This window comes from Marinobacter vulgaris, assembly GCF_003344045.1.
GTDB lineage: Bacteria > Pseudomonadota > Gammaproteobacteria > Pseudomonadales > Oleiphilaceae > Marinobacter > Marinobacter vulgaris.
The window spans coordinates 576,458-600,392 of record NZ_QFWX01000002.1; the positions used below are offsets into that span (position 1 = coordinate 576,458).

Annotated in this window: 24 protein-coding genes; 13 read left to right on the plus strand and 11 right to left on the minus strand. The window is 59.5% G+C overall.

All coding sequences use genetic code 11. From position 1 onward, the window contains the following. Positions 1 to 20: 20 nt before the first annotated feature. Positions 21 to 575: a YgjV family protein gene (locus tag DIT71_RS05855; RefSeq protein ID WP_114612253.1), complete on the plus strand. Its 555-nt coding sequence runs from the start codon at positions 21 to 23 to the stop codon at positions 573 to 575. Here DIT71_RS05855 and DIT71_RS05860 read toward each other — a convergent pair. Together DIT71_RS05860 and DIT71_RS05865 are read right to left on the minus strand one after the other, a co-directional pair. Next, the gene (locus DIT71_RS05860) at positions 570 to 1,604 is read right to left on the minus strand and encodes a histone deacetylase family protein (protein ID WP_114612254.1); all 1,035 of its coding nucleotides are present in this window, start codon (positions 1,602 to 1,604) and stop codon (positions 570 to 572) included. The two genes, DIT71_RS05855 and DIT71_RS05860, sit on opposite strands and share 6 nt — an antisense overlap. Before the next feature lie 30 nt (positions 1,605 to 1,634). Beyond that, entirely contained in the window at positions 1,635 to 3,404 is a 1,770-nt protein-coding gene (locus DIT71_RS05865; RefSeq protein WP_114612255.1) for a sensor domain-containing diguanylate cyclase, read from the minus strand. Positions 3,405 to 3,560: 156 nt separating this feature from the next. Here DIT71_RS05865 and DIT71_RS05870 point away from each other — a divergent pair, with 156 nt between their 5' ends. From DIT71_RS05870 to DIT71_RS05885, 4 genes are all read left to right on the plus strand, one after another. Further along, positions 3,561 to 4,124 carry an LOG family protein gene (locus DIT71_RS05870; RefSeq protein WP_114612256.1) on the plus strand — a complete coding sequence of 188 codons (564 nt, stop codon included), beginning with the start codon at positions 3,561 to 3,563 and terminating at the stop codon, positions 4,122 to 4,124. Next, the gene (locus DIT71_RS05875; RefSeq protein WP_114612362.1) at positions 4,121 to 4,471 is read left to right on the plus strand and encodes a DUF1622 domain-containing protein; all 351 of its coding nucleotides are present in this window, start codon (positions 4,121 to 4,123) and stop codon (positions 4,469 to 4,471) included. The genes DIT71_RS05870 and DIT71_RS05875 overlap by 4 nt, the downstream gene beginning before the upstream one ends. 19 nt (positions 4,472 to 4,490) lie before the next feature. Then, complete coding sequence (locus DIT71_RS05880) at positions 4,491 to 6,017, plus strand: flavin-containing monooxygenase (RefSeq protein WP_114612257.1); 1,527 nt, start codon at positions 4,491 to 4,493, stop codon at positions 6,015 to 6,017. A 92-nt stretch (positions 6,018 to 6,109) separates the two neighbouring features. After that, positions 6,110 to 7,030: a lysophospholipid acyltransferase family protein gene (locus DIT71_RS05885; protein WP_114612258.1), complete on the plus strand. Its 921-nt coding sequence runs from the start codon at positions 6,110 to 6,112 to the stop codon at positions 7,028 to 7,030. An 8-nt stretch (positions 7,031 to 7,038) separates the two neighbouring features. On the opposite strand, the gene mltF is transcribed toward DIT71_RS05885, so the two are convergent. Next, positions 7,039 to 8,415, minus strand: a complete 1,377-nt coding sequence (mltF, locus tag DIT71_RS05890) for a membrane-bound lytic murein transglycosylase MltF (RefSeq protein WP_114612259.1) — start codon at positions 8,413 to 8,415, stop codon at positions 7,039 to 7,041. Positions 8,416 to 8,556: 141 nt separating this feature from the next. On the opposite strand from mltF, the gene DIT71_RS05895 reads away from it, so the two are divergent. After that, on the plus strand, positions 8,557 to 9,012 hold the full coding sequence (locus tag DIT71_RS05895) for a DUF302 domain-containing protein (RefSeq protein ID WP_114612260.1): 456 nt from the start codon (positions 8,557 to 8,559) through the stop codon (positions 9,010 to 9,012). 37 nt (positions 9,013 to 9,049) lie between these two features. Here DIT71_RS05895 and dsbG read toward each other — a convergent pair whose 3' ends face one another. Beyond that, entirely contained in the window at positions 9,050 to 9,826 is a 777-nt protein-coding gene (gene dsbG, locus DIT71_RS05900) for a thiol:disulfide interchange protein DsbG (RefSeq protein WP_114612261.1), read from the minus strand. Continuing rightward, positions 9,823 to 10,674, minus strand: a complete 852-nt coding sequence (locus DIT71_RS05905; protein ID WP_114612262.1) for a TlpA disulfide reductase family protein — start codon at positions 10,672 to 10,674, stop codon at positions 9,823 to 9,825. The genes dsbG and DIT71_RS05905 overlap by 4 nt, the downstream gene beginning before the upstream one ends. A 356-nt stretch (positions 10,675 to 11,030) precedes the next feature. Here DIT71_RS05905 and DIT71_RS05910 point away from each other — a divergent pair, with 356 nt between their 5' ends. Further along, positions 11,031 to 12,356, plus strand: a complete 1,326-nt coding sequence (locus tag DIT71_RS05910; protein ID WP_114612263.1) for a DEAD/DEAH box helicase — start codon at positions 11,031 to 11,033, stop codon at positions 12,354 to 12,356. Between the two features lie 100 nt (positions 12,357 to 12,456). Here the strand turns inward: DIT71_RS05910 and DIT71_RS05915 are convergent, their stop codons facing one another. Then, positions 12,457 to 13,113 (minus strand): OmpW/AlkL family protein, encoded by a 657-nt coding sequence (locus DIT71_RS05915; protein ID WP_114612264.1) that lies wholly within the window; start codon positions 13,111 to 13,113, stop codon positions 12,457 to 12,459. Positions 13,114 to 13,272: 159 nt separating this feature from the next. Then, positions 13,273 to 13,761: a winged helix-turn-helix transcriptional regulator gene (locus DIT71_RS05920; protein ID WP_114612265.1), complete on the minus strand. Its 489-nt coding sequence runs from the start codon at positions 13,759 to 13,761 to the stop codon at positions 13,273 to 13,275. 90 nt (positions 13,762 to 13,851) lie between these two features. Here DIT71_RS05920 and DIT71_RS05925 point away from each other — a divergent pair, with 90 nt between their 5' ends. The 5 genes from DIT71_RS05925 (at position 13,852) to DIT71_RS05945 (ending at position 17,796) form a co-directional block, all read left to right on the plus strand. Continuing rightward, complete coding sequence (locus DIT71_RS05925) at positions 13,852 to 14,964, plus strand: NADH:flavin oxidoreductase (protein WP_114612266.1); 1,113 nt, start codon at positions 13,852 to 13,854, stop codon at positions 14,962 to 14,964. Positions 14,965 to 15,092: 128 nt separating this feature from the next. Then, on the plus strand, positions 15,093 to 15,404 hold the full coding sequence (gene bamE / locus DIT71_RS05930; RefSeq protein ID WP_114612267.1) for an outer membrane protein assembly factor BamE domain-containing protein: 312 nt from the start codon (positions 15,093 to 15,095) through the stop codon (positions 15,402 to 15,404). 27 nt (positions 15,405 to 15,431) lie between these two features. Continuing rightward, a complete protein-coding gene (locus DIT71_RS05935; protein ID WP_114612268.1) occupies positions 15,432 to 16,019 on the plus strand; it encodes an exopolysaccharide biosynthesis protein in 588 nt (195 codons plus the stop codon). 72 nt (positions 16,020 to 16,091) lie between these two features. Continuing rightward, entirely contained in the window at positions 16,092 to 16,634 is a 543-nt protein-coding gene (locus DIT71_RS05940; protein ID WP_114612269.1) for a hypothetical protein, read from the plus strand. 31 nt (positions 16,635 to 16,665) lie between these two features. Continuing rightward, positions 16,666 to 17,796: a patatin-like phospholipase family protein gene (locus tag DIT71_RS05945; RefSeq protein ID WP_114612270.1), complete on the plus strand. Its 1,131-nt coding sequence runs from the start codon at positions 16,666 to 16,668 to the stop codon at positions 17,794 to 17,796. A 4-nt stretch (positions 17,797 to 17,800) separates the two neighbouring features. Here the strand turns inward: DIT71_RS05945 and pntB are convergent, their stop codons facing one another. Further along, positions 17,801 to 19,195 carry a Re/Si-specific NAD(P)(+) transhydrogenase subunit beta gene (pntB, locus tag DIT71_RS05950; protein WP_114612271.1) on the minus strand — a complete coding sequence of 465 codons (1,395 nt, stop codon included), beginning with the start codon at positions 19,193 to 19,195 and terminating at the stop codon, positions 17,801 to 17,803. Between the two features lie 12 nt (positions 19,196 to 19,207). Next, the gene (locus DIT71_RS05955) at positions 19,208 to 20,785 is read right to left on the minus strand and encodes a Re/Si-specific NAD(P)(+) transhydrogenase subunit alpha (protein ID WP_114612272.1); all 1,578 of its coding nucleotides are present in this window, start codon (positions 20,783 to 20,785) and stop codon (positions 19,208 to 19,210) included. 206 nt (positions 20,786 to 20,991) lie between these two features. Between DIT71_RS05955 and DIT71_RS05960 the strand changes: the two genes are divergently transcribed. Next, the gene (locus tag DIT71_RS05960; protein ID WP_114612273.1) at positions 20,992 to 21,957 is read left to right on the plus strand and encodes a threonine ammonia-lyase; all 966 of its coding nucleotides are present in this window, start codon (positions 20,992 to 20,994) and stop codon (positions 21,955 to 21,957) included. Between the two features lie 18 nt (positions 21,958 to 21,975). On the opposite strand, the gene DIT71_RS05965 is transcribed toward DIT71_RS05960, so the two are convergent. Both DIT71_RS05965 and DIT71_RS05970 read right to left on the minus strand, forming a co-directional pair. After that, positions 21,976 to 22,749: an SDR family oxidoreductase gene (locus DIT71_RS05965; protein ID WP_114612274.1), complete on the minus strand. Its 774-nt coding sequence runs from the start codon at positions 22,747 to 22,749 to the stop codon at positions 21,976 to 21,978. A gap of 18 nt (positions 22,750 to 22,767) precedes the next feature. Next, the gene (locus tag DIT71_RS05970; protein ID WP_114612275.1) at positions 22,768 to 23,916 is read right to left on the minus strand and encodes an acyl-CoA dehydrogenase family protein; all 1,149 of its coding nucleotides are present in this window, start codon (positions 23,914 to 23,916) and stop codon (positions 22,768 to 22,770) included. Positions 23,917 to 23,935 lie beyond the last annotated feature (19 nt).

Here is a 23,935-nt window from a genome sequence, read left to right on the forward strand (position 1 = left end):
GATGTTGCCGATGGTTCGCCATGCTTGAGGGAATGAGCTATACCAACATGGCGGGCCAGGCGGTCAGCCTGATTGCGCTGGGTTTCTGCATTGTCGGCTTTGCCAGCAAGCGGGATGACCGCCTGATGGTGCTGCTGATTTCCGCGAACGTAGCCTTTGCGCTGCAGTTTGCCCTGTTTGGCAGCTGGACGGCGGCCGTTCTGAGCCTGCTGGTAATCGGCCGTATCCTGCTGGCCCGCCGCTATCTCGGCAACTGGCAGGTAATGCTGGCGGTGTTGGCAGTGAACCTGGTGGCGGCCGCACTGACCTGGCGTAGCCCGGTGGATTACTTCGCCGTTGCGGCCGCCATCTTTGGCACCGTGGGCATGTTCATGCTCAGGGGCATTCCCATGCGGTTGATGCTGGCGGCCGCGGCCATTGCCTGGATGCTGAATAACATCGTTATCGGCTCGGTGGGTGGCACCCTGGCGGAGGGCATGGTGGTGGTGACCAACTTCATTACCATCTTCCGGCTTGCCCGGATGAAGCGCCGTTATCCGGAAGCTTTTGAAAACCTGAAAGAGCCCGGTTCATAGCCGGGTGGCTTCAAATCCCTTCAGCACGTTCACCACGTTGACGCCGATGGCGTCCACATCGTATCCACCTTCCATGGTAAACAGGGTAGGCAGGTTCAGTTTTCCCAGGCGCTCTCCAAGCAGCAGGTAGTCCGCCGACGTCAGTTTGAAAAAGGAAATCGGGTCGTCCTCGAAGGTGTCCACGCCCAGGGCAATGACCAGGGCGTCAGGCTGATAGGCTTTGACCCTGGCACAGGCGGTTTCCAGTCCCTCCCGCCAGACCGAAAAAGGCGTGCCGGGTGGGTATACCAGGTTGAGGTTGAAGCCCTCACCGGGGCCTTCCCCGCTTTCATCTTCGAACCCCAGGAAGTGGGGAAACACCAGGTCCGGGTCGCCGTGCAGGCTGATGGTCATCACATCGTCACGCCGGTAGAAAATACTCTGGGTGCCATTGCCGTGGTGAAAGTCCACATCCAGCACCGCTACCCGTCTGGCGCCCTGGTCACGAAACGCCTGCGCGGACAGGGCGGCATTGTTGAAGAAGCAGTAGCCGCCAAACAGGTCAGTATGGGCGTGGTGACCGGGTGGGCGGCACAGTGCGAAGGCGGCGGGCTCGCCGTTGGCCACCAGCGCCTGGGCGGTCAGCGCTACGTTGGCCGAGGCGCGGGCGGCGTCCCAGGTGCCTTCGGTGATGGAGGTTTCGGCGGCAAAGCTGTAATAGCCCAGGCGGCCGTCAATGTCCTTCGGTACCCGATGCCTCATGCCACGGCCGGGCCATACCGCGGGAATGGCCTCCCCGGGTTTGCCCGCGGCGGTCCAGTCGGCCCAGCTGTTGTTGAGGAAGTCCACGTAGTTCCGGGTATGGACGCGCAGTACCGGGCCCAGGCCGAACTCCTGCGCCGGGAGGACGTCTCCCAGTTGTTCCTGGTTTACCCGGGCGAGTATGGTTTCGGCCCGTGATGGCTTTTCATGGGGCGCGATCAGGATACCGCCGTCCAGCTCGGTCATTGCGGTACGGCGGTGGTGTAACGGTGAAAACACAGTCTTCATGAATAGGTAACCCGTGTTGATATCAGTAAGTCAGTTGCTGTTTGCCTGCTGGATGTCCGAATACCGGAAAACCCGGTTGCGCCCACCGGTCTTGGCCTGGTAAAGCGCCTTGTCCGCGTAGAGCAGCAGGGTATCCAGGTCATCGGAGTTGTCCGGCAGGAAGGTGGCAACGCCCGCGCTGATGGTCAAGGTCAGCCGGCCCCTCTCCAGTGGCAGCGGGTGATCTTCGATGGTGCTTCTGAGGCGTTCGGCCACCTCGGCCGCACTCTGCTCATCGGTATTTTCCAGCAGAACGGCAAATTCCTCACCGCCTACGCGGGCAAGTACGTCAATGTCCCTGAGGGCCTCCGCCGCCAGTTGGCTGAGATGCACCAGCGCCTTGTCGCCGACCCCGTGGCCATAGCTGTCGTTCACTTTCTTGAAATAATCGGCGTCGAACATGATGGCCGACAGGGGCCTGCCTGAACGGACCGCCTTTTTGACCGCCGTTTTTCCCAGTTCGAAATAGTGCCGGCGGTTATTGAGGCCGGTAAGAGCATCGGTGCGCACGGTTTCTTCCAGCTGGCGGATCAGTGTTTCCCGCTCCCGCCGCATGGCATCGCGCTGGACAATCTCGTCCTCCAGCAGGGCATTGGCGTCCTCCAGTTCACGGGTGCGCTCTTCCACACGATGCTCGAGGGTGGTGTTGAGTTCGTTCATCTCCCGGGTTTTCGCGGTAAGTTTGAGGATCAGGTTCCTTAGCGTGGAAGACAGCGTGCTCACCTCCTCGTAGTCGTCTCTCTGTCTGATCAGCGTGGAGGGCTGCTCCGGGTCCAGGTTTCTGGCTTCTTCGGTCATTCGCAGCAGGGGGCGGGTTGTCCAGCGAGCCGCAACAGCGGCTGACAGAAGCAGCAGCAGGGACACCAGAAAACCTGTTGCAACCAGTGTCAGGCGTAATTCATTGGCCGGGGCAAACGCCTCGTCCGTCGGCTTCCTGACCAGCACCAGCCAGTCGAAACTGGTGTACTCGTCGCGATCACGCAGGCGGCTGAACCCGATCAGATAGCGTTCCTGATCATCAGGGTCGCTACTGGCGGTCATCGTGTCCGTGAGGTAGCCGGAGGTGGGTTTTCCCGCTGCTGCGTCGGCCAGGGGGCCGGATATTTCAGTGCCAATGGTGTCTCTTGGCCCGATCAGGACCCTGCCATTGCGATCCGCCACCATCAGTTCGACCTGCAATCGCTCCTGCAGGGGAGCCAGCAGTGACTCGCCCACGGATGCCACCCAGTGCAGGTAGAGATGGGCACCGAGGACGCCCATCAAGGTTTCATCGTTGCGATAAAGCGGCACGGCAACATCTACAAACCGCAACGGGCTTGCTGATGGGTTGTCCAGCTTCGATTCCAGCAGTAACGCGGGGTGGGCGTCGCCCAGGTAAGGGCCCTTTGAGGCTTCACGGAACCAGGGGCGTTCGGAAACATCCACCCCCTCGAGCAGATTGCCGGTGCTGGAAAGCACGGTGCCTTCGGCAGATACCAGCCCGATCCAGGCATAGCTGGGAAAATTGTCCTGAAGTGCATTCAGGATCGAGGTCACATTGACTGACTGGTTGCCCTCAAGGGTCTGGGTGGTAACCGCCGCGGCAATGCTGAGATCGCTGTAGCGCTCGTGGAGGTCTATTTCGATCTTGTCGCGCAGCTGTACGGCCACTTCCTGCAGGTTCTGGCTGGTGGATTTACGCAGTTCCTCAACGGCAAGGCTGGAAATCAGCCAGGTCCCGAGGGCAGTGGTTGCCAGAATCAGTCCGCCGAACAGAAGCATCAGCCGGCTCTTGAGGGTGTTGAATAGCTTGATGGCGATGGCCCTTGGTCATTCCTGGTTTATTGTTGAGGTGCGTAACGCTGGCACTTCCTCGCCGGTATCTGACAGTATATGACCCATAGCAGCAAACAACGAATCCAGTCATGGGAATCAGTCATGAAAATTGCCGTCTTCTGTGGCTCCAGCCGGGGCATTGATGAACGTTTTGCCGACGCGGCCGAGGTGTTCGGCCAATACATGGCGAGCCAGGACATCGACCTGGTGTTCGGGGGCGGCAAGGTAGGGCTGATGGGCGTGGTCGCTGATGCGGTTTTGGCCGGCGGTCGCGAGGTGTACGGCGTCATCCCGGAATCCCTGCGTGACCGTGAACTGGCCCACCAGGGCCTGACGCGGCTGGATGTGGTGGCTTCCATGCACGAGCGCAAGGCATTGATGGCCGACATGGCTGATGCCTTCGTGGCACTGCCCGGAGGCCCGGGCACCATGGATGAGATCTTCGAAGCCTGGACCTGGGGCCAGCTCGGCTATCACAACAAGCCCTGCGCCTTCTATAATGTCAACGGCTACTACGATGAACTGCTGGCCTTCATCAGCAAGATGTCCGGTGCCGGTTTCCTGAAACCGGAATACGCAGACATGTTGATCGTGGAACAACAGCCGCAAGCGCTGGTGTCGGCCCTGAAAAACTACCGGCCGCCGGCCTGTAAGTGGCCAGTGTGATTGACTTTATAGCGCCTGTAGCCGCCTGGTTCGCCGCGATAATTGAAACCATCGGCATCGCTACGATTACCCTGTTTGCGCTCTATGCGTTGTACAACGCTGCAACCAGGATGCTGAAAAAGGAGGAGAGTGAGTCCGTTTACCAGGAACTGCGTCAATCACTGGGTCGTGGCATTCTGCTTGGGCTTGAACTTCTCATTGCATCGGACATTATCTACACGGTTGCAGTGGAGTTGACCTTTGAAACCATCGGGGTTCTGGCCATCGTTGTACTGATACGTACGTTCCTGAGCCTGACCCTGGAAGTGGAGATGTCTGGGAAATGGCCCTGGCAAAATAATAAGTAGAAAGTAAATCGGGGTATCTATGAGCGAACAACATGTCGACGTGCTGATCGTCGGCGCCGGTGTTTCCGGCATTGGTATGGCCTGTCATCTCAAGCGGGAGTGCCCGGGCAAGTCGTTCACCATTCTTGAGCGCCGGGATTCTCTCGGTGGCACCTGGGATCTTTTCCGTTACCCCGGTATCCGTTCCGATTCCGACATGTACACCTTCGGTTACAGCTTCCGCCCCTGGACCAGTGGCAAGGTCCTCGCTGACGGTCCGTCCATCAAGCGCTATCTGGGTGAAACCGCCGCGGAAAACGATGTTGAGAAACATATCCAGTATGGTGTGGCGGTCAAGCGGGCGGAATGGTCCGGCACCGACAAGCGCTGGACGCTGACGACCGAAAAAGAGGCAACCGGTGAAACCCTGACCTTTACCGCCAGTTTCATGATTGGTTGCACGGGTTATTACAATTATGACGCCGGCTACAAGCCGGACTTCCCCGCGGAGAGTGACTTCAAGGGCCGGATCGTGCATCCCCAGCACTGGCCGGAACACCTGAACTATGAGGGCAAACGCGTGGTGGTTATTGGCAGCGGCGCCACGGCCGTAACCCTGGTACCCACCATGGCGGAAGAGGCCGAACACGTAACCATGTTGCAGCGCTCGCCTTCCTACCTGATACCCCTGCCGTCCAACGACAGGCTGGCGATGTTGTTCCAGAGACTGTTTTCAGCAACAACCGCTTACCGACTGACCCGGGCGAGGAACGTGGCGGTTGCCCGTTTTCTGTACAACCGTTCGCGCAGGAATCCGGGAATCATGCGCCGGCTGATGCTGCGCCTGGTGCGCCGGAAACTCGATGGCAAGGCCGATATGCGCCACTTCTCACCCACCTACAATCCGTGGGACCAGCGGCTGTGCGTGGTCAAGGACGGCGACCTGTTCACAGCGCTCCGCTCCGGCAAGGCCTCGGTGGTGACGGATCATATTGAGCGCTTTACGGAGCAGGGTGTCCGCCTGAAATCCGGCCAGGAGCTGGAGGCCGATATCATCATTCCGGCCACCGGGCTGGATATCCAGATGCTTGGCGGCATGGACCTGGTGGTTGATGGCCACCCGGTGGTTTTGCGGGACAAGCTTGTCTACAAGAACGTGATGGTCGAGGGTGTGCCGAACGCCGGTATGCTCTTCGGTTACACCAATATCTCCTGGACCCTGAAAGTGGATATTGCCGCCGAATACCTGTGTCGCCTGCTGAACCATATGGACGCTCACGGTAAACGCGTCTGTGTGCCCAGAGATACCGGCGACAGCCGGGGAGAGGGCACAGTGATGGGGGGGCTTGATTCCGGGTATATACGCCGAGCGGATGATCGCCTGCCGCGCCAGGGCTCCCACGGCCCCTGGAAAGTCACCCAGAATTATCTGGCAGACGTGAAAACCCTCAGGTTTGATCCTATTGAAGACGGGTATCTGGAATTTGACGGCACTCGCCCGGTGGAAACCACCGCGCCACCGACCGGTTTTTTCCAGCCGCTGAAGTCGGCCCTGTTTGGTTCCTGAGGCGGAGCAGAACGTTTTTGCTCACGTTTGAAGTACACTTTATCAGTGTTCTGTGGCAGGCTCCGCACTGGGTTTTGAATAGGCAATGATGTATGTCCGGCAGCAAAAACAGGAAGAGCAGGCCCTTGTGGCACCCGGCGTTCTGGCCCTCCTGGCTTCTGGTATTTGCGCTTTATTTGCTCTCCCTGCTACCGATGACGGCCAAACAGCGCCTGGGCCGTCGGCTCGGCTGTTTTCTGGAGGGCAAGCTGAAATCCCGGGCCAAAGTGGCCAACACCAACATTGCCACCTGCTTTCCCGACCTCGACCAGGCCGCCCGTGAGCAGCTGGTGCAGGACAATTTTGTTGCCTGTACCCGTGGTTTTCTGGAGAGCGTCCATGCCTGGTGGCGGGACATGTCGCGGTACTGCGAAGAGGCCGAAGTCCACGGGCTGGAGCATTTGCGAGAGGCCCAGGCACGGGGCAGGGGGGTACTGCTGATTGGTGGCCACTACAGCATTTTTGACTTTGCCCTGCCGCTGATTGCCTGCCACCTGAAAAAGCCGGGCTACATGTACCGACCCAACAATAACCCGGTCATCAACCGCATGATTGAAAACGGTCGCCGGCGCCATTTCGGTATCCGCCCCTTCACCAAGCGTGAGCTGCGCCCGCTGGTGTCTTTCCTGAAAAAAGGCGGTGAAGTCTGGTTTGCCTGCGACCAGGATTTTGGTAAGAAGACTGAGCTGTTCGTGCCGTTTTTCGGAACAGACGCCGGCTGCATCACCTCACCCAGCTACATTGCCAGGGTATCCGGTGCCTCGGTGATCTTCGTGAGCCACCTGCGGATGCCGGACGGGCGCTACCGGGTCATCTGCTCACCCATCCAGGAAGGTTTTGGCACCGACAAACAAAAAGACACTGAGGCCTGGAGTCGCTACATTGAAGACACCATTCGCGAACAGCCGGATCAGTATCTGTGGTTGCACAAACGCTTCAAGACGCGGCCCGAGGGCGCTGAAAAAATCTACTAGGGCAACGGTTACTCCAGCGTTGCACTGATGACATCGCGGTAGTTACGGATGCGTTGTACATAGTGCACCGGCTCGTAGCCGCGGGCATATCCGTAACGGGTGCTCGGGTAGTAACGCTTGTCGGCCTTCAGTGGCAACACTTCTTTCATGTCATCCCAGGAGTCCGGGTTCTTGCCCAGCTCCCGCGCCAGTTGACGGGCGTCGAGCAAATGTCCGCGGCCGATGTTGTAGCTGGCCAGTGCCAGGAAAGTGCGATCCGGCTCGGGAATGGTGTCGGGCAGGCGGCGGTGGCGGTCGGCCAGATAGCGGGCACCACCGTCAATGGCAGCTGCCGGATCCAGGCGGTTGGTCACGCCCAGAGACTGCGCCGTGTTCCGGGTCAGCATCATGATACCGCGCACGCCGGTGGGTGACACCGCAGTCGGGTCCCAGTGGGATTCCTGGTAGGAAAGCGCCGCCAGAAGATCAGCTGGCATGCCGGTGGTGGCTTCGGCCTCAAAAAACCGGTGGAGAAAAATTGGCAGCCGATCCTCAATACGACGGTTCAGTGCTCTCAGGTCGACGAAATCAAACTCACCGATGTAAGCGTAGTATCGGCTTTCCATGTCGCCGATGGCCTGGTCGCCGGCGTTGCTGTTCATCCACTCCCGGGCGGCGCCCGCCAGGTCGTCGTAACCGGCGGGAAGATACCAGCCCAGATTATTGCCGGTATTCAGGTTCATCGCCACTTCAAGGTGAGGAAAATGTCGGCGGATCACCTGGACGATGTTGGAGTCGGCCACCGTGCAGTCAATCGACTTTTCAGCCACGGCAGACAACAATATTTCAGTGGTGCGGTCTGCGTCCTCGCTGAATTCGATGCCGTCGTGGTCAGCGGCCAGCCGGTTGAGTGTTTCCACGTAGCTGGAGTCCGCGGTCACCGTAATTCCGACACCGGCCATGCTTTCAGGCTTGCGTGGCATCGGCCGCATCTCCCGGTGACAGACCAGCTGCTCAGTAACTTCCGTATGGGCCGGGCCACGGATGAACTGTCCCGTTCTGGATGGCAGGTGAGTGAGCCCGGCTGCGGCAATGTGGGTCTGTCCAGACTCCAGTGCCTGGAGCACCGCCGACGTCGACTCGTGCATGGTCCAATTGACGTCCCACCCCTTACTTCTGGCAAAACGCGTAATCAGGCTGTGTTCGGGGCCTGCGGGGTTCTCGTGGCGGTCGAGATAATAGGTGGTGGACCCATTGCGGGTAGCAACCTCCAGTACGCCGGTTTCATCCGGCGGTGCCAGTAATTCTGCAGCTTCGGCACTGTTCATGGAGTTGGCATCACCTTGGCTGCAACCGACGATGACAAAGCAAAATGGAAGCAGTACGCCGCCGATTTTATGTGTCATTGAGGACCTCTTGTAACCCGGGTTAGTGTCCTATGTTACGGACCTGTAACGAATTCGTATCACTATACCCCCAGTCGCACAGGCAGTGCACGTCATACTGGCCTATGCTGAATGGAGGTTATCCATCAGGGAGAGGCACTCATGTTTTCAGGATTCAGGCGTCTGGTAGCAGTAGCAGTGCTGACTCTGCCGCTGTCTTTAATAGCAGCAGAAGGCATGGTGGTTGTCAAAAGCAGTTACAGTGCCGAGGCGACGGCGGACAAACTGGAAACCGTGCTGAGAGACAAGGGCATGACGGTAATGAACCGGATCAACCATGCCGAGGGGGCCGACAAGGCCGGTCTGGAGTTGCGGCCCACGGAGGTGGTGATTTTTGGCAACCCCAGGGTGGGTACGCCGTTGATGCAGTGCGCCCAGAGTGTCGCCATTGATCTGCCCCAGAAAGCGCTGATATGGGAAGACAGCGAGGGGCAGGTCTGGCTGGGCTATAACGACCCCGAGTACCTCAGGCAACGCCATGATATTGAGGGGTGTGACGAGGCCATCGGGAAAGTGGAGGGTGCGCTGGCCGGCTTTGCCAAAGCGGCCACCGAGTGAGCCCCGCCATTCCTGCTGGCGGGACAGCAACGGGCCATCAGGGGCGAGGTCCCATCATGCGTTCCAGTGCCTGTGGATTGGGAAGGCCCTGTACCATGGTGATCTTCCCGTTTTCTTCCCGGTAAAGGGTGCTGGGCGTTGCCTGCAGGCCCAGCTCCTGCATCAGGCTGTTATTGGCTTTTACCTCGAGATGAGCTGCACTCACATGCTCGCGGTCTACCTCGATCCCACCCTGTTCGAAAGACGTCTGATGCTCATGCATCGCCTTTTCGGGATCCTCGCTGCCGAGAATGGTGGCTGCTTTGGTCAGGCTGTCTTCGGCAAGTATACCGACCATGATGTGCCGTAACTGTACCTCGCCCGCTTCGATCCAGGGCCGGGCCTGGTCATGGAAGCGATTGCAGTAGGGGCAGTTGGGATCGGTAAAGGTGTAAATGACGGTGTCCGCCTCTTTGGCGCCTTCCCGGACCCAGTGGCTGTCTTCAATGTCGGCCCACGCGTTTTCGAATTTGGGGCCCATGACCAGCTCGTCGATACTGGCCTGGCTGAGGTTGTTGCCATCCTCATCCATCAAGGTGCCGACAATCACATGATTGCCATCCGGCGTCAGGTAGAAAGCCAGGGAGCGACCCTGCATCTGGCCCACGTAGCCGGTCATGCCGCCGGGTGCTGCAAAGCTTTCCATGACCTCCACGCCGCGCTCTTCAAGTTGCTGGATGGCTTGCGGGCGGTCTTCAGCATGAGCACCGGCGGCAATAACGGTGGTGGACAACAGTGTGCCGTAGAACAGGCGTTGCAGTGGGAGCAGGGTCATCGTGATGTTTCCTCCTTTGATGGTGATGGTTCGAGATGGCTGGCGTCGAAACGTTCAAGGCCACTGGCCAGGCTGGCTTTGGAGAGTTCACCCATGTGACTGTCCACCAGCTTGCCCTGGGCGCTGTAGAACAGTGTGGTTGGCAGGCCCTGGCTGCCAACGGCGCGGCCGAAGCCGCCCTGGCGATCGCTGAGCACATGCTCCAGGGCCAGGTTCTGCTCCGTCAGGAACCGGTTGATGGTTTCCGGATGTTCACCCTGGTTGGCAAAGACAAAGTTGACCCCGGGGTAGCGGCCCTGGGCGTCTTCCAGTACTGGCATTTCGCGAATGCAGGGAGGGCACCAGGTGGCCCAGAGGTTTACCACTGTCGGCTGGCCCCGGGTCAGGGCGTCCAGACTGACCGGTTGTTCGTTCAGGTCGGTCAGCGCAACCTCGGGCAGGCCCTGGGTCTGGTCCTCGATCAGGGCAATAACGCCGGCGGTGAACCCCCAGGTCATCAGGCCGGCGGCCACGGCGATTCCCAGGGGCCGGCGGATGTTGGTGCGTCGCCAGAGCAGGTAGCCGGTGAATAGCAGTGCCACAACCAGCCCCGACACCACATCGAAGCCGCCATCGCGAATGTCGATGATGCCCAGCCAGTCGTTCTCATAGTATTCAAAGTAACGGACCACGAAGCCGATGCGGGCGCCCACCATGGCGGCGAGGAAAATATCCGCCAGTGCGCCGGATATCGGGAGATTTTCCCGGCGACCGGCCAATGCCCCCACGACCAGGGCAACGATAAAAGCCATTACCAGCAACAGGTGCCCAATGGAAAGACTGAATGGACCAACGCCTACACTGAGCAAGGTTTCTCCCGTTAGCGGGTGGATGTTTGATGGCTGTATGGCGGCTAGTGACCGACGGCATGGATGAGAGTTCCCTGACCTGGCAAAGGTTGCCAAAAATTAAAAAGCTTCCTACTGAAAAGCACCTATAGCTATTTCACGGGCCCTCTGATACCGTGCCTGCATCCTGCCTCTAAGGACTCCGCAGTTCACGGCTTCGGCCATCTTGCGAATTATCCATACGACCTGCCAGAGGACGTCACCCCGTTAACGGTGTGTGGCCGTAGTCGTTTTTTATTCCATGAATCTTCATGGTATCTGCCCGCATTCGCCAAGAACGGTGTTCGTGGAGGCAGAACAATCAAGAGTTATCCAATATGAGTTTTTCTTCACTCGGTCTGTCCGAGCAACTGGTCCGTGCTACCACCGACCAGGGTTATGAAACCCCGTCTCCTATTCAGGCGAAAGCCATTCCCGCGGTACTTTCCGGCAGGGACGTGATGGCTGCTGCCCAGACCGGCACCGGTAAAACCGCCGGGTTCACCCTGCCGTTGCTGCAGCGCCTGGCCGAAAACCCCCGTACCGGCAAAGGCCCGCGCGTGCTGATACTGGCACCTACCCGTGAGCTGGCGGCCCAGGTACACGACAGTGTGGCCCTGTACAGCCGTTACATGCCCACCAAGTCCGCCGTGGTTTTCGGTGGGGTGAAAATCAATCCCCAGATGATGAAGCTGCGCAAGGGTCTGGACGTGCTGGTGGCAACGCCCGGCCGCCTGATGGATCTTCACCAGCAGAACGCCGTGCACTTCAATGAAGTGGAAATCCTGGTGCTTGACGAAGCTGACCGCATGCTGGATATGGGCTTCATCCGCGACATCCGCAAGATTCTTGCGCTGCTGCCGGCCAAGCGCCAGAACCTGCTGTTCTCCGCCACCTTCTCCAAGGAAATCCGTACCCTGGCAGAGGGCCTGCTGGATAACCCGGTTCAGGTGGAAGTAGCGGCCCGCAATACGGCTGCCGAGAGCATCATACAGTCTGTCTACCCGGTGGATCAGAGCCAGAAAACCGCCCTGTTGAGCAAGCTGGTGCGTGATAACGCCTGGGAGCAGGTACTGGTGTTTACCCGTACCAAGCACGGTGCCAACCGCCTGACCCAGAAGCTGGAGCGCGACGGTATTACCGCAGCGGCGATCCACGGCAACAAGTCACAGGGTGCCCGCACCCGTGCCCTGGCCGACTTCAAACAGGGCGAAGTGCGTGTTCTGGTGGCAACCGATATCGCGGCCCGTGGCCTGGACATCAAGCAGCTGCCCCAGGTGGTGAACTTCGAGTTGCCCAACGTGCCGGAAGATTATGTGCACCGTATCGGCCGTACCGGCCGCGCCGGTGAGAGTGGTCACGCGTTGTCGCTGGTCAGTGCCGATGAGGGTTCGATGCTGGCGGGTATCGAAAAGCTGCTCAAGAAGCAGTTGCCGCGTAAATCGGTGGAAGGCTTTGAGCCGACCAACAACCTGCCGCTGAAGCCCAAGGGCAAGCCGGATCCAAGCCGCGCCCGTAATCGCAATGGTAACGGCGGTGGTAATGGCAAACCGGCCGGTAACGGTCGCAGCTTTGGCGGCAAGCCCGCTGGCCGCAGTGGTGGCCGTAGCCAGAACGGCAACGGTGGCCAGGCAAGGCGCTCGCCCCAGCGCGAAACCGCCTGATCCGGCTTTCTCCATAAAAAAGCGGGGCCCGAAGGCCCCGCACTGGAGGACGTACCATCCAAAAACCTCACTAAGGTGAGGTTTTTGGCGTTTACGTTGATCAGAACTTGTAGCTGAAGCCTACCATGTAGACCATGGGATCGATTTCTACGTCAAACGTGTCGAGAGTTTCGATATCTGCTTCGGTATCAATGTCCGCCCACCAGATAGCGGCATTCAAGCCGAACTGCTCACTGAGCATGTAATCCAGACCGATCTCAGCTGCAACGCCGACACTGTCGTCCAGTTCAATGTCGAGCCCCTCAAGAGCGCCGGCAGTTTTTTCCTCGAAGAAGGTTGTGTAATTCACACCTACACCGACATATGGTTGTATGGAGGAAGTGCTATTCATTGGGAAATACTGAAGCGTCAGCGTCGGTGGTAAGTGCTTGGTCTCTGCTACTTTGCCGAGCGATGCAATGTCACCCTCTCCACGGATATCGTGTTTGAAAGGCGTAGCTGCCAACAGACCAACGCCGAGATTGCTAGTAAACATGTAGGTTGCACGAATCCCCAGTTGCGAGTTTGAGTCCACGCCTACCCGAGCATCTGGTGCTAGAGGTGAACCTCCGGCTGTAATTACATCACTGGAATCATCCGGCGCCACGTGCGCCACACCAGCACGCAGAATAAAATCGCCAGCCTCAAACGCCTGCGCAGCAGGGGCAACGGCCATAACAGCGGCAGCGAGAACGCCAAGCTTGAATGTACGGGACATATCCTTCTCCTTGAACCTGAATAATCGATGACTACAGGTTAATGTTTACGGAGATCGGGAACTTGACATAGCGCAAGTGCAGCGAGCCCGGACGACCGAGTTCACCGGCGGATTGATTCAACTCAAGAAAATGCGAGAAGGGGGTAGTTCTACAGCTTGTCAGCCGGCTTTATTTCTGTTGCCTGGTAACCTGTCCTCAGTGGCGGTCTCACCTTCCGGTACAAACACATCACGCACGGTAAGCGGTTTGCCGTCGGCATCCTGAACTTCCATCGGGCGGATGGTGCGCCCGGTCAGGCGGTCCCGCAGGTCCAGAGGCTCCTGGTCCGGTGCCGGGTTCCATTTGTCACCCCACTGGCGCAGGGCAATCACGATGGGGAAGAGGTCGCGGCCTTTTTCCGTCAGCCGGTATTCGAAACGCGAACCGTGCTCGCCAACGTCCACCTTCTTCAGTACCTGGTTATCCACCAGCCGTGCCAGCCGGTCGCACAGAATATTGCGGGCAATACCCAGCTCCTGCTGGAAGTCCACGAAGCGGCGGGTGCCATACATGGCGTGGAGCACCACCAGCAGGGACCACCAGTCCCCCACTTCATTCAGGGCACGGGCGACGGAGCAGCTTGAATCATCAAAACGTTTTCTGGCCATGCCTGGCAGTGTACCTAATAGGGTTGCATTGTAAAACCAGATTGAATAAGGTTGCTTAAAGAAACCAGATTAGTGAGGTTGCGATCTATAATGAGTATGAACCTTGGCCCCCTGTTTGAGCCCTTTGAAATCCACAATCTGACCCTGCGTAACCGCGTGGCCATGGCCCCGATGACCCGCAATTTCTCCCCGGGCAATGCCCCGGGCCAGGACGTCGTCGACTATTACCGCCGCCGGGCTGAAGGTGGCGTCGGGCTCCTGATTACCGAAGGCACCACGGTGAATCACCCGGCTGCCAACGGCTACCCGAACGTGCCCTTTTTCCACGGCGATAAAGCCCTTGCTGGCTGGAAAGAGGTGGTGGATGCAGTTCATGAAGCGGGCGGCGCTATCTTCCCCCAGTTGTGGCATGTGGGCGCGGTGCGTAAGGAGGGCATAGAGCCGGATCCGAGCGTGCCGGGTTACAGCCCCTCCGGTCTTTTCGCACCGGGGAAGCCCAATGGCAAGGCCATGAGTGTTGAAGACATTGCCGACGTGGTCAATGCCTTTGCCGATGCCGCCCAGGATGCCAGGGCCCTCGGATTTGACGGCGTTGAGATTCACGGTGCCCACGGTTACCTGCTGGACCAGTTTTTGTGGGAAGGCACCAACCAGCGCGACGACGAGTACGGCGGCAGCATGGAAAACCGTCTGCGCTTCGTGGTGGAAATCATCGAGGCTGTACGCTTTCGCGTGGGCCCGGATTTCCCCATCATGCTGCGCTTCTCACAATGGAAGCAGCAGGATTACGAGGCCAGGCTGGTCAATACGCCGGCAGAGCTGGAGCAGTTCCTGACGCCTCTGGTGGAAGCCGGCGTTGATATCTTCCATGCCTCCACCCGCCGTTTCTGGGAGCCGGAGTTTGAGGGTTCCAGTCTCAACCTCGCCGGCTGGACCCAGAAGCTGTCCGGCAAGCCGACCATGTCAGTGGGGAGTGTGGGCCTGACGGAAGATTTTATCAGCGGCACCTTCGCCAGCAAGAAGGAAGCGGTCGAGCAATCGGGTATCGACGAGCTTGTCGAGCGCATGAATAACAACGAGTTCGAACTGATTGCTGTCGGCCGAGCGCTGTTGCAGGACCCGGAATGGCTGGTGAAAGTAAAGGAAGGTCGCACGGCTGAAGTTGAAGCATTTGCCAGAAAGTCACTGACCAAGCTTTACTGAGCGGAGGATGCGGTGACAATGAGCCCCGGCCAGCGCCGGGGCTTTGTCGTGTCTGTCGGTGCTGTAATTAAACCTTTGTACAAAACCCGTATGATTGCTGTACTGATAAACAATAGAAGGAATACATCATGCGAACTGTCACGTCTTTATCCGCCATTGCTCTGCTGGCCCTGTCATTGGCCCTGGCAGGCTGTGCCACCGTGGGCCAGGACTTCGCAACCCACAATGTGGACGCCATTGAGATAGGTGAAACCACCCGCACGGAGATTCAGGAGATGTTCGGCGAGCCCTGGCGCACCGGCGTTGAAGACGGCAAACGCACCTGGACTTATGGCAAGTACCGCTGGTCCGCCTTTGGTGATGCTGAAACCACGGATCTGGTCGTAAGGTTCAATCAGGATGGAACCGTTTCTTCCTATGTGTATAACACCACCGAATAAAATTCGGAGCATCCGGAGCCAGTGGCTATGGACGATGACCGTGATCCGGCCGATATAGAAGAGCTGCTGGACCGGATTGAAGCGGGCACTGAAGGCCAGTCTGTCGTTTCCATCGGGGAAATGATGGACTCAGTGGGGCGCAGGAGCTTTGGTCCGATCGTGCTTCTGGTGGGACTGATCCTCGTCACGCCCCTGAGTGGTGTGCCAGGAATGCCGACTCTGATGGGCTTGCTGACCATGTTGACGCTCGGGCAGGTTCTGTTGGGTCGAAAACACTTCTGGCTGCCGGGCTGGCTGGTCCAGCGCCAGATTCCCCGCGCCAAGCTGGTGCAGGGGCTGGAAATGCTGCGGCCGCCGGCCCGGCGCATTGATCGCCTGATACGTCCGCGACTGGCCCCGTTGGTCAAGGGTTTCGGGCTCTATGTGATGGCGCTGGCGTGCCTGGTCATTGGTATGTTTATGCCGGCAACCGAGATTGTGCCCTTCAGCGCCAGTATTGCCGGCCTGGCGCTGATGGCTTTCGGCCTGGCGATGATTTCCAAGGACGGGTTTCTTGCCCTGTTTGCCTGGGGCATTGCACTGGCGGGCCCGGTGATGCTGGCCCAGATTGCGTAAAAACGGAGATTCTGGACTAGGGTGTGATAATAGGAACGCCCCAATCGATGGGCGACAAAAAGGAGAAACACCATGATACGTCTATTCTATCTGGTCTCTTCGATTGACAGTGCCAAGGAGATCTCCGACGACCTGCATGAGCATGGGGTTACCGACTGGCGCTTCCATATTGTCAGCAAGGATGAGGCCGGGCTCTATACCCACCAGCTGCACACGGCCTCCATTGTGGATCGCACCGACCTGCCCCGATACGTGGAACGTGGCGCCATCGTCGGATTTATCCTGGCCCTTGCTTTCATACTTCCGCTGGCCCTGCTGAACATCGTGGCAATGCCCGGCGCTGCCTGGATAGCGTTGTTCATCTTTATCGTTGTTGCCGGCGGCTGGGTCGGTGGTTTTGGTGGCATTCAGGGTGAAAACTATCGCATTGAACCCTTCCATGACGATATCGAGGCGGGCAAGTACCTGATTATGGTAGATGCTCCCAAAAAACACGTCCCCAAAGTCAAGGAACTGATGACCAAGAATCACCCCGAAGCCAGATTACAGGGGCAGGATTCCAGCTTTAATAATCCGTTCGCCAGCAGGCGCAAGCACAGGATAAAGCAGGCGTGATGGCGGGCGCTGCACAAAGCGGAAACCGGTCATGGCAAAGATCGGTGTAATTCTGACCGGGGGCGGCGCGCGAGCGGCCTACCAGGTAGGCGTGCTGCGGGCCATTGCCGATATGTATCCCGACTGGAGCCACCCGTTTGATGTCATCGTCGGCACCTCTTCCGGCGCCATCAATGCCATGGCAGTGGCTGGTAACCGCGGGCTGTTCCGCCACAACATAGATCATCTGGAAAAGGTCTGGTCTGAACTGAGCATGGGGCGGGTGTTCAGGGCCGACACCATCAGTCTGATGCGCAGTTTCAGCAGTGTCGCCCGCAAGCTCATCAGCCAACCGATCGCAAATGGGCCATCGTCTTTTCTGGATAACTCACCATTACGGGAGTTGCTGGAGCAGGAGATTGACCTGCAGAGCATCCGCAAGACCATTGAGGAGGGCCATATCGATGCGGTCGGCCTGAATGCCTGCGGCTACGCCACCGGCCAGAATGTCTGCTTCTTTGAGGGAGCTGAAGGGCTGGAGGACTGGTCTGTCGGTCAGCGCGGTGGCAGGCGTACTGAGTTGGGGCTGGATCACATCATGGCGTCTGCGGCCATTCCCACCCTGTTTGCACCGGTGAAAATCAACCACGAGTACTTCGGTGACGGCATTACCCGGCAGATGGCGCACATAAGCCCCGCGCTCCGGCTGGGCGCGCGCAAGGTGCTGGTGATCGGCGTCAGTGCCAACGCCATGTGTCCGCCGGTGCGGCCGGACAACGCCGGGATGCCCACACTGACCCAGGTGCTGGCTCACGTGTTTAACGGCATGTTCCTGGATACCATGGATTACGACATCGACCGTCTGCGGCTGATTAACCAGTTACTGGAACTGATACCGCAGGAGCGGCTGCAGGAATCCGGGCTCGACCTGAGCCCGGTGGACATTCTGGAAATATCCCCATCCGAGCCTATCAACGAGCTGGCCATGAAGTATGTGGATGCCATGCCGCTGGTGTTAAGACGGCTCACCGGCGCGTCGGAATCCGCACCGTTTTCCAGTGCCAACCTGGCCAGCTTCCTGCTATTCGAAAAACGTTTCTGCCGTGGCCTGATCGAACTGGGCTACCGGGATGGCCAGAGCCATGCCCGGCAGATTGAGCGATTCTTCGCCCAGGAGGCCTGAGCCTTCAGGCCCGTAACCCCCCGACCAGCTTGTCGATGCTTTCCCTGGCATCGCCGAACAGCATGCGGGTGTTGTCCTTGAAGAACAGCGGGTTCTCGACACCGGAATAACCGGTGGCCATGCCCCGCTTGAGGACAACCACCTGCCGGGCTTTCCATACCTCCAGCACCGGCATGCCGGCAATGGGGCTACCGGGATCTTCGGCCGCCGCCGGGTTCACAGTGTCATTGGCGCCAATCACCAGCACCACGTCGGTTTCCGGAAAATCGGCGTTGATCTCGTCCATTTCCAGCACGATGTCGTAGGGCACGTGGGCTTCCGCCAGCAGCACGTTCATGTGCCCGGGCAGGCGGCCCGCCACCGGGTGGATGCCGAAACGCACGTTCACGCCCCGCTCACGCAGTATCCTGGTCATGTCGCTGACGCCGTTCTGGGCCTGTGCCACCGCCATGCCGTAACCCGGCACAATAATCACCGAGTCGGCGTTGCGCAGTTCCTCGCAGACATCATCCACACTGGATTCGTGGACGGACTGGTCAGAGTCCGCCGCGCTGGCACTGCTGGTAGTCTGGCCAAAACCGCCAAGAATCACGCTGATGAAAGAGCGGTTCATGGCCTTGCACATGATGTAGCTGAGAATGGCACCGCTGCTGCCGACCAGGGCACCAACGACAATCAGCAGATCATTGCCCAGCATGAAGCCGATGGACGCCGCGGCCCAACCCGAGTAGCTGTTGAGCATGGACACCACCACCGGCATGTCGGCACCACCGATGGCCATGATCAGGTGAATGCCCAGTATCGCCGCAATGAGGGCCATCAGCACCAGCGCTGTTACGCCTGATGACATGCTGTCCGTGCCCAGGAACCAGTACCCCAGCAGCACGCAGAGAATGACCGCCAGCATGTTCATCTCGTGGCGCGCCGGCAACGTGAGCGCTTTGCTGTCGATGCGGCCATCGAGCTTGCCGCAGGCCACCAGGGACCCGGTAAAGGTCACCGCACCGATAAAGACGCCCACAAACACCTCCACCAATTTGATGGTGTGTTCCGCGCCGGTGGTTGCAATCAGCGGTTCGATATAGCCGGAGAAGCCCACCAGCACCGCCGCCAGGCCCACAAAGCTGTGGAGCAGGGCGACGAGCTGTGGCATCTGGGTCATTTCCACCTTGTTGGCGATGGGTATACCGATGCCGGCGCCCAGCAGCACGGCAATTACGATGGCTGTCGTGCCGCCGTCACCCACGCTGGCGAGTGTGGCACCCACCGCGATAATGATGCCGGCAACGCCATAGAGGTTACCGCGTCGTGCGGATTCCTGGTGGCTAAGGCCACCCAGGCTGAGGATAAAACAGATACTTGCGACCACGTAGGCCACGCTCACCAGTCCTGAACTCATATCGGGCGTCTCCTACCTGCGGAACATTTTGAGCATGCGATGGGTGACCCGGAAGCCACCCCCAACGTTGATACTGGCAATCAGCACCGCGACAAAAGCCATGATGCCGACGGCAAGGTTCTCCGCCTGGGCCAGATGCAGAATGGCACCGATGACAATGATGCCGCTTATGGCGTTGGTCACGCTCATCAGGGGAGTGTGCAGGGATGGGGTCACGTTCCAGATCACCTGCCAGCCGATAAAGCAGGCCAGCACAAACACGGTAAAGTGTTGCAGGAAGCTCTCCGGCGCGTAGGCACCGACGCCGTAGAGCGCCAGGGCGGTTACGGCAAACAGCACGCCCTTGCCGATCAGGGCGCGACGGTCGGCCACTTTCTTGGCGGCCGCTTTGTCTGCGGCCGAGGGTTCCTCGGTGCCTGGCGGTGGTGCGGTACTGACTGGAGCCTCCGGCTGGGGTGGCGGCCAGGTAATATTATTGTCCTGCACTACCGTCAGGCCGCGGATCACATCGTCTTCCATATTGACAAAGGGCTTGCCGTCTTTCTCCGGAGTCAGTTCCGTGAGCAGATGCACCAGGTTGGTGGCGTAGAGATCGCTGGCCACCTTGGCCATGCGGCTGGGCAGGTCGGTATAGCCGATCAGCGTGACACCGTGGTGATGGGCCACCTTCCCGGGCTCGGTCAGTTCGCAGTTGCCGCCCCGCTCTGAGGCCAGATCCACAATCACGCTGCCGGGCTTCATGGATTTCACCATCTCGGCGGTGATCAGTTTCGGAGCCGGCTTGCCGGGAATAAGCGCGGTGGTGATGATGATATCCACCTCCCGGGCCTGCTCAGCAAACAGCGCCATTTCCGCCTTGATGAACTCATCGCTCATCTGCTTGGCGTAGCCACCGCTGCCGCTGCCTTCCTCGTTGTCGAAATCAAGCACCAGAAATTCGGCGCCCATGCTCTCGACCTGTTCCTTGACCTCCAGCCGGGTATCGAAGGCCCGCACGATGGCGCCCATGCTGTTGGCAGCGCCAATCGCAGCCAGGCCCGCCACGCCGGCACCGATCACCATGATCTTTGCCGGTGGCACCTTGCCCGCCGCCGTTACCTGGCCGGTAAAGAAACGCCCGAAGTTATTGGCCGCCTCGATCACCGCCCGATAGCCGGCAATGTTGGCCATGGCGCTCAGGGCATCCATCTTCTGGGCTCGACTGATGCGGGGCAGACTGTCGATGGCGAAGGAGGTGATTTTCCTGGCTGCCAGCTTTTCCAGCAAGTCCGGATTCTGCGCCGGCCAGATGTAGCTGACCAGAAACGCCCCCTCCTTCATCAGATCCACTTCGTGGTGGCCCAGGGCGGGATTTTCCATGGGCGCGCGCACCTTGAGAATGAAGTCCGCTTCCTGCCACAGGGAAGTGGTGTCGGTGGCGATGGTTGCACCCACTTTCTCGTAGGCCTCGTCCGCATAATTGGCCGCCTCACCGGCGCCGCCTTCAACCGTTACCTCGTAACCGAGACCAATGAGTTTGTGAACGGAGGGCGGCGTTGCCGCAACCCTCCGCTCATCCGTGAAGATTTCTCTGGGGATACCGATTTTCATGGTTGGCGCGTCCTCCGGATTGCCAGATGAACCAGTTGTCTGGATAACTACATACTAGTGCAAGTTGCCAGATCTGCCCGGGCATGACAGAAAATGGAAGGTCGGACCAACATGCAGCTGTTATTTACGTGGAGGTCGCCGGGGGCTACTTGATCGTCAGCACGGATAGCGTCATGGTTTGATAAAGGGAAGAGAGGGAGCGAACCATGATCAATCCAACCCTACCCGATGCGTCCCGGATCCGGGCGGCAGAGCAGCGCATTCGGCCGCAACTGGGCGAAACGCCGCTGTTACAGGTGCCTGACCTGGATGCGGCCATGGACCAGCCGCTGGGGCTGAAGTGCGAGAGTCTGCAGCGCACCGGCAGTTTCAAGGCCCGTGGCGCTCTGAACTGGTTGCTGACCGCCAGTGAAGGTGAACTCAGGGCCGGACTGGTGACGGTGTCTGCCGGTAATCACGCCATCGCTCTGGCCTGGGCGGCGGCCATGCAGGAGGTGCCGCTCACGGTCGTGATGCCCGAGGGCTCCAGCCCGCTGAAGATCGAGCGCACCCGGGCGCTGGGCGCCGAGGTGATTGTTCACGGCAGCATCCAGCAGGCGGTGGCCCTGTGTCATGAAATGCGGGATGACAAAGAGCTGACCCTGGTACACCCCTACAACGATGTCCGCATCATGGCCGGGCAGGGCACCGTTGGTCTGGAGTTGCTGCGCCAGCAGCCGGATGTGGATCGGGTGCTGTGCCCCATTGGCGGCGGAGGGCTGATTTCCGGTCTGGGATTGGCCCTCAGGGCGCAGCGATCGGAAATCGAGCTGATCGGCGTGGAGCCGGACGGTGCCGCCACCATGTTCAACGCCTGGCAACACCAGGATGCCGGCGCGAGCCTGGATTCAGTGAAAACCTGGGCCGCCAGCCTGGCACCGGCGGTGGTCGGGGAGTGCACCTACGCCGCCTCCCGCCAGGTGGTGGACCGGATTGTCACGGTTTCCGAAACGGGTATCCAGGAAGCCACGCGGCGCCTGCTCACCGAGGCCCGGCTCTATGTCGAGCCCGGCGCCAGCGTCGGCCTTGCGGCATTGCTCGAAAACCAGGTTCCGCCAGAACCCGAGAAGACCACGGTGCTGGTCATCACCGGCGGCAACCTGGACCTGGAACAGGTGAGTCAGTGTCTCTAGCAGGCGAAGCGAGCGCATTTAACTAACCAGTGTACCGCCATCCACAGCCAGGCACTGCCCGGTAATATGCCGGCCGGCTTCCGAGGCCAGCAACACCGCCGCGCCCTTGAGATCCTCCTCGCCGCCAAAGCGGTTCAGTGGAATGCGCTCCAGCATTTTCTCCCCCTGGGCATCCAGCAGGCCCTGGGACATCTTCGACGGGAAGAAGCCCGGGCAGAGGGCGTTCACATTGATGTTGTGATGGCCCCACTCGGACGCTAGCGCGCGGGTGAAATTCACCATGGCACCCTTGCTGGTGTTGTAGGCAATGGTTTTCATGCCTTCCGGGTTGCCGGACAGGCCCGCGATGGAGGCGATGTTGATCACCTTGCCGGTGTTGCGGGGAATCATGCAGCGCTTGCCCACGGCCTGGGTGAGGAAGAACGCGGCGTTCACGTTGAGGTTCATCACCTTCATCCAGCCTTCTGCCGGGTAGTCTTCCGCCGGTGCCCCCCAGGTAGCGCCGGCGTTGTTGACCAGGATATCGATATCACCCAGCTGGCTGACCACCTGGTCCACCACGGCAGGAATACCTTCAAGGTCGGACATGTCGGCAGCGATCGTTACCACCTCAACCCCCTGGCTTTCGAGGTGGGCTTTGGCGTCGTCCAGTTCATGCTGCTTGCGGGCGCTGATGGCAATTCTGGCGCCCAGCTCGCCCAGGGCTTCGGCCATCTGCAGGCCCAGGCCGCGTGAGCCGCCGGTTATGAAAGCGACCTTACCGGTCAGATCCAGTAGTTGTTTTACGCTCATGGTGCTCTCCTTGAGGGTTCAGGCAGTCTTTGCCAGCAGGCCGTCACTGACCTGTGCCAGGTGGTGATCGGCATCACCGAACAGCAGGTTGATCAGGGTCAGGCGCTTGAACAGGTGGGCGGCGAACATCTCGTCGGTTACGCCCATACCGCCATGCAGCTGCACCCCTTGCTGGCCTACATAACGGGCCCACTGGCCGACCAGGGTCTTGGCCATGGAAATGGCTTCTCGGCGGCTGGTGTGGTCATCGGAGTCGGCTTCGCTGGCGGCCAGGATGGCCATGGTCTTGGCCTGTTCGGTGTGGATGAACATGTCTGCCATGCGGTGCTGCAGTACCTGGAACTTGCCGATGGGAACCCCGAACTGCTTGCGGGTCTTGATGTATTCCAGTGTGGCGGCGTTCATGGCCTCCATGGCCCCAACCGCTTCCGCACACAGGGCTGCGATGCCCAGATCCACCGCTTTTTCGATGGCCGGGAAAGCGTTATCAATGGTGCCGACCAGGTTGTCGGCACTGACCGTGACGTTGTTAAAGCTGATCTCGGCGGTGCGGTGGCCGTCATGGGTGGCAAAGTCGTCGACTTTGACGCCTTTCGCGCCGCGATCCACCAGGAACAGCGACAAGCCGGATTCATCATTCACGCTGCCACTGGTGCGCGCGGATACGATCAGCTGATTGGCCTGAGCGCCATGCAGCACAGCGGTTTTCTGGCCGCTGATCAGGAAATGGTCGCCGTCCTTGCGGGCAGTGGTCTGCACATGGCGGAGGTTGTAGCGGGCGCCGGGTTCACTGTGTGCCAGAGCCAGCAGCCGTTCACCGCTGGCGATACCCGGCAGGATGTCGGCCTTCTGGGCATCGTTACCGGCATCCCGGATCAGACCGCCGGCCAGTACCACCGTTGCCAGGTAGGGTTCCACCACCAGTCCGCGGCCAAAATTTTCCATGACCACCATGGTGTCGATGGCGTTGCCGCCCAGGCCGTCAAAGTCCTCCGGAAATGTGAACCCGAGCAGGCCCATCTCGGCAAAATTCGCCCAGGTGGCCCGGTCGATGCCGGCCCCGGAGCTGATAATCTCCCCGCGCTTTTCAAAGCCGTACTCGTTGGTCACGAAGCGGCGCAAGGAATCGTTGAGCATTTGCTGTTCTTCGGTCAGATCAAAATTCATAAATGTCTCTCCAAACCCT

Bases quoted from the DNA above. Each gene is read 5' to 3' on its own strand.
- DIT71_RS05855 (WP_114612253.1), top strand. From the start codon at position 21: ATGCTTGAGGGAATGAGCTATACCAACATGGCGGGCCAGGCGGTCAGC.
- DIT71_RS05860 (WP_114612254.1), bottom strand. From the start codon at position 1,604: ATGAAGACTGTGTTTTCACCGTTACACCACCGCCGTACCGCAATGACC.
- DIT71_RS05865 (WP_114612255.1), bottom strand. From the start codon at position 3,404: ATGCTTCTGTTCGGCGGACTGATTCTGGCAACCACTGCCCTCGGGACC.
- DIT71_RS05870 (WP_114612256.1), top strand. From the start codon at position 3,561: ATGAAAATTGCCGTCTTCTGTGGCTCCAGCCGGGGCATTGATGAACGT.
- DIT71_RS05880 (WP_114612257.1), top strand. From the start codon at position 4,491: ATGAGCGAACAACATGTCGACGTGCTGATCGTCGGCGCCGGTGTTTCC.
- DIT71_RS05885 (WP_114612258.1), top strand. From the start codon at position 6,110: ATGTCCGGCAGCAAAAACAGGAAGAGCAGGCCCTTGTGGCACCCGGCG.
- mltF (WP_114612259.1), bottom strand. From the start codon at position 8,415: ATGACACATAAAATCGGCGGCGTACTGCTTCCATTTTGCTTTGTCATC.
- DIT71_RS05895 (WP_114612260.1), top strand. From the start codon at position 8,557: ATGTTTTCAGGATTCAGGCGTCTGGTAGCAGTAGCAGTGCTGACTCTG.
- dsbG (WP_114612261.1), bottom strand. From the start codon at position 9,826: ATGACCCTGCTCCCACTGCAACGCCTGTTCTACGGCACACTGTTGTCC.
- DIT71_RS05910 (WP_114612263.1), top strand. From the start codon at position 11,031: ATGAGTTTTTCTTCACTCGGTCTGTCCGAGCAACTGGTCCGTGCTACC.
- DIT71_RS05915 (WP_114612264.1), bottom strand. From the start codon at position 13,113: ATGTCCCGTACATTCAAGCTTGGCGTTCTCGCTGCCGCTGTTATGGCC.
- DIT71_RS05920 (WP_114612265.1), bottom strand. From the start codon at position 13,761: ATGGCCAGAAAACGTTTTGATGATTCAAGCTGCTCCGTCGCCCGTGCC.
- DIT71_RS05925 (WP_114612266.1), top strand. From the start codon at position 13,852: ATGAGTATGAACCTTGGCCCCCTGTTTGAGCCCTTTGAAATCCACAAT.
- bamE (WP_114612267.1), top strand. From the start codon at position 15,093: ATGCGAACTGTCACGTCTTTATCCGCCATTGCTCTGCTGGCCCTGTCA.
- DIT71_RS05935 (WP_114612268.1), top strand. From the start codon at position 15,432: ATGGACGATGACCGTGATCCGGCCGATATAGAAGAGCTGCTGGACCGG.
- DIT71_RS05940 (WP_114612269.1), top strand. From the start codon at position 16,092: ATGATACGTCTATTCTATCTGGTCTCTTCGATTGACAGTGCCAAGGAG.
- DIT71_RS05945 (WP_114612270.1), top strand. From the start codon at position 16,666: ATGGCAAAGATCGGTGTAATTCTGACCGGGGGCGGCGCGCGAGCGGCC.
- pntB (WP_114612271.1), bottom strand. From the start codon at position 19,195: ATGAGTTCAGGACTGGTGAGCGTGGCCTACGTGGTCGCAAGTATCTGT.
- DIT71_RS05955 (WP_114612272.1), bottom strand. From the start codon at position 20,785: ATGAAAATCGGTATCCCCAGAGAAATCTTCACGGATGAGCGGAGGGTT.
- DIT71_RS05960 (WP_114612273.1), top strand. From the start codon at position 20,992: ATGATCAATCCAACCCTACCCGATGCGTCCCGGATCCGGGCGGCAGAG.
- DIT71_RS05965 (WP_114612274.1), bottom strand. From the start codon at position 22,749: ATGAGCGTAAAACAACTACTGGATCTGACCGGTAAGGTCGCTTTCATA.
- DIT71_RS05970 (WP_114612275.1), bottom strand. From the start codon at position 23,916: ATGAATTTTGATCTGACCGAAGAACAGCAAATGCTCAACGATTCCTTG.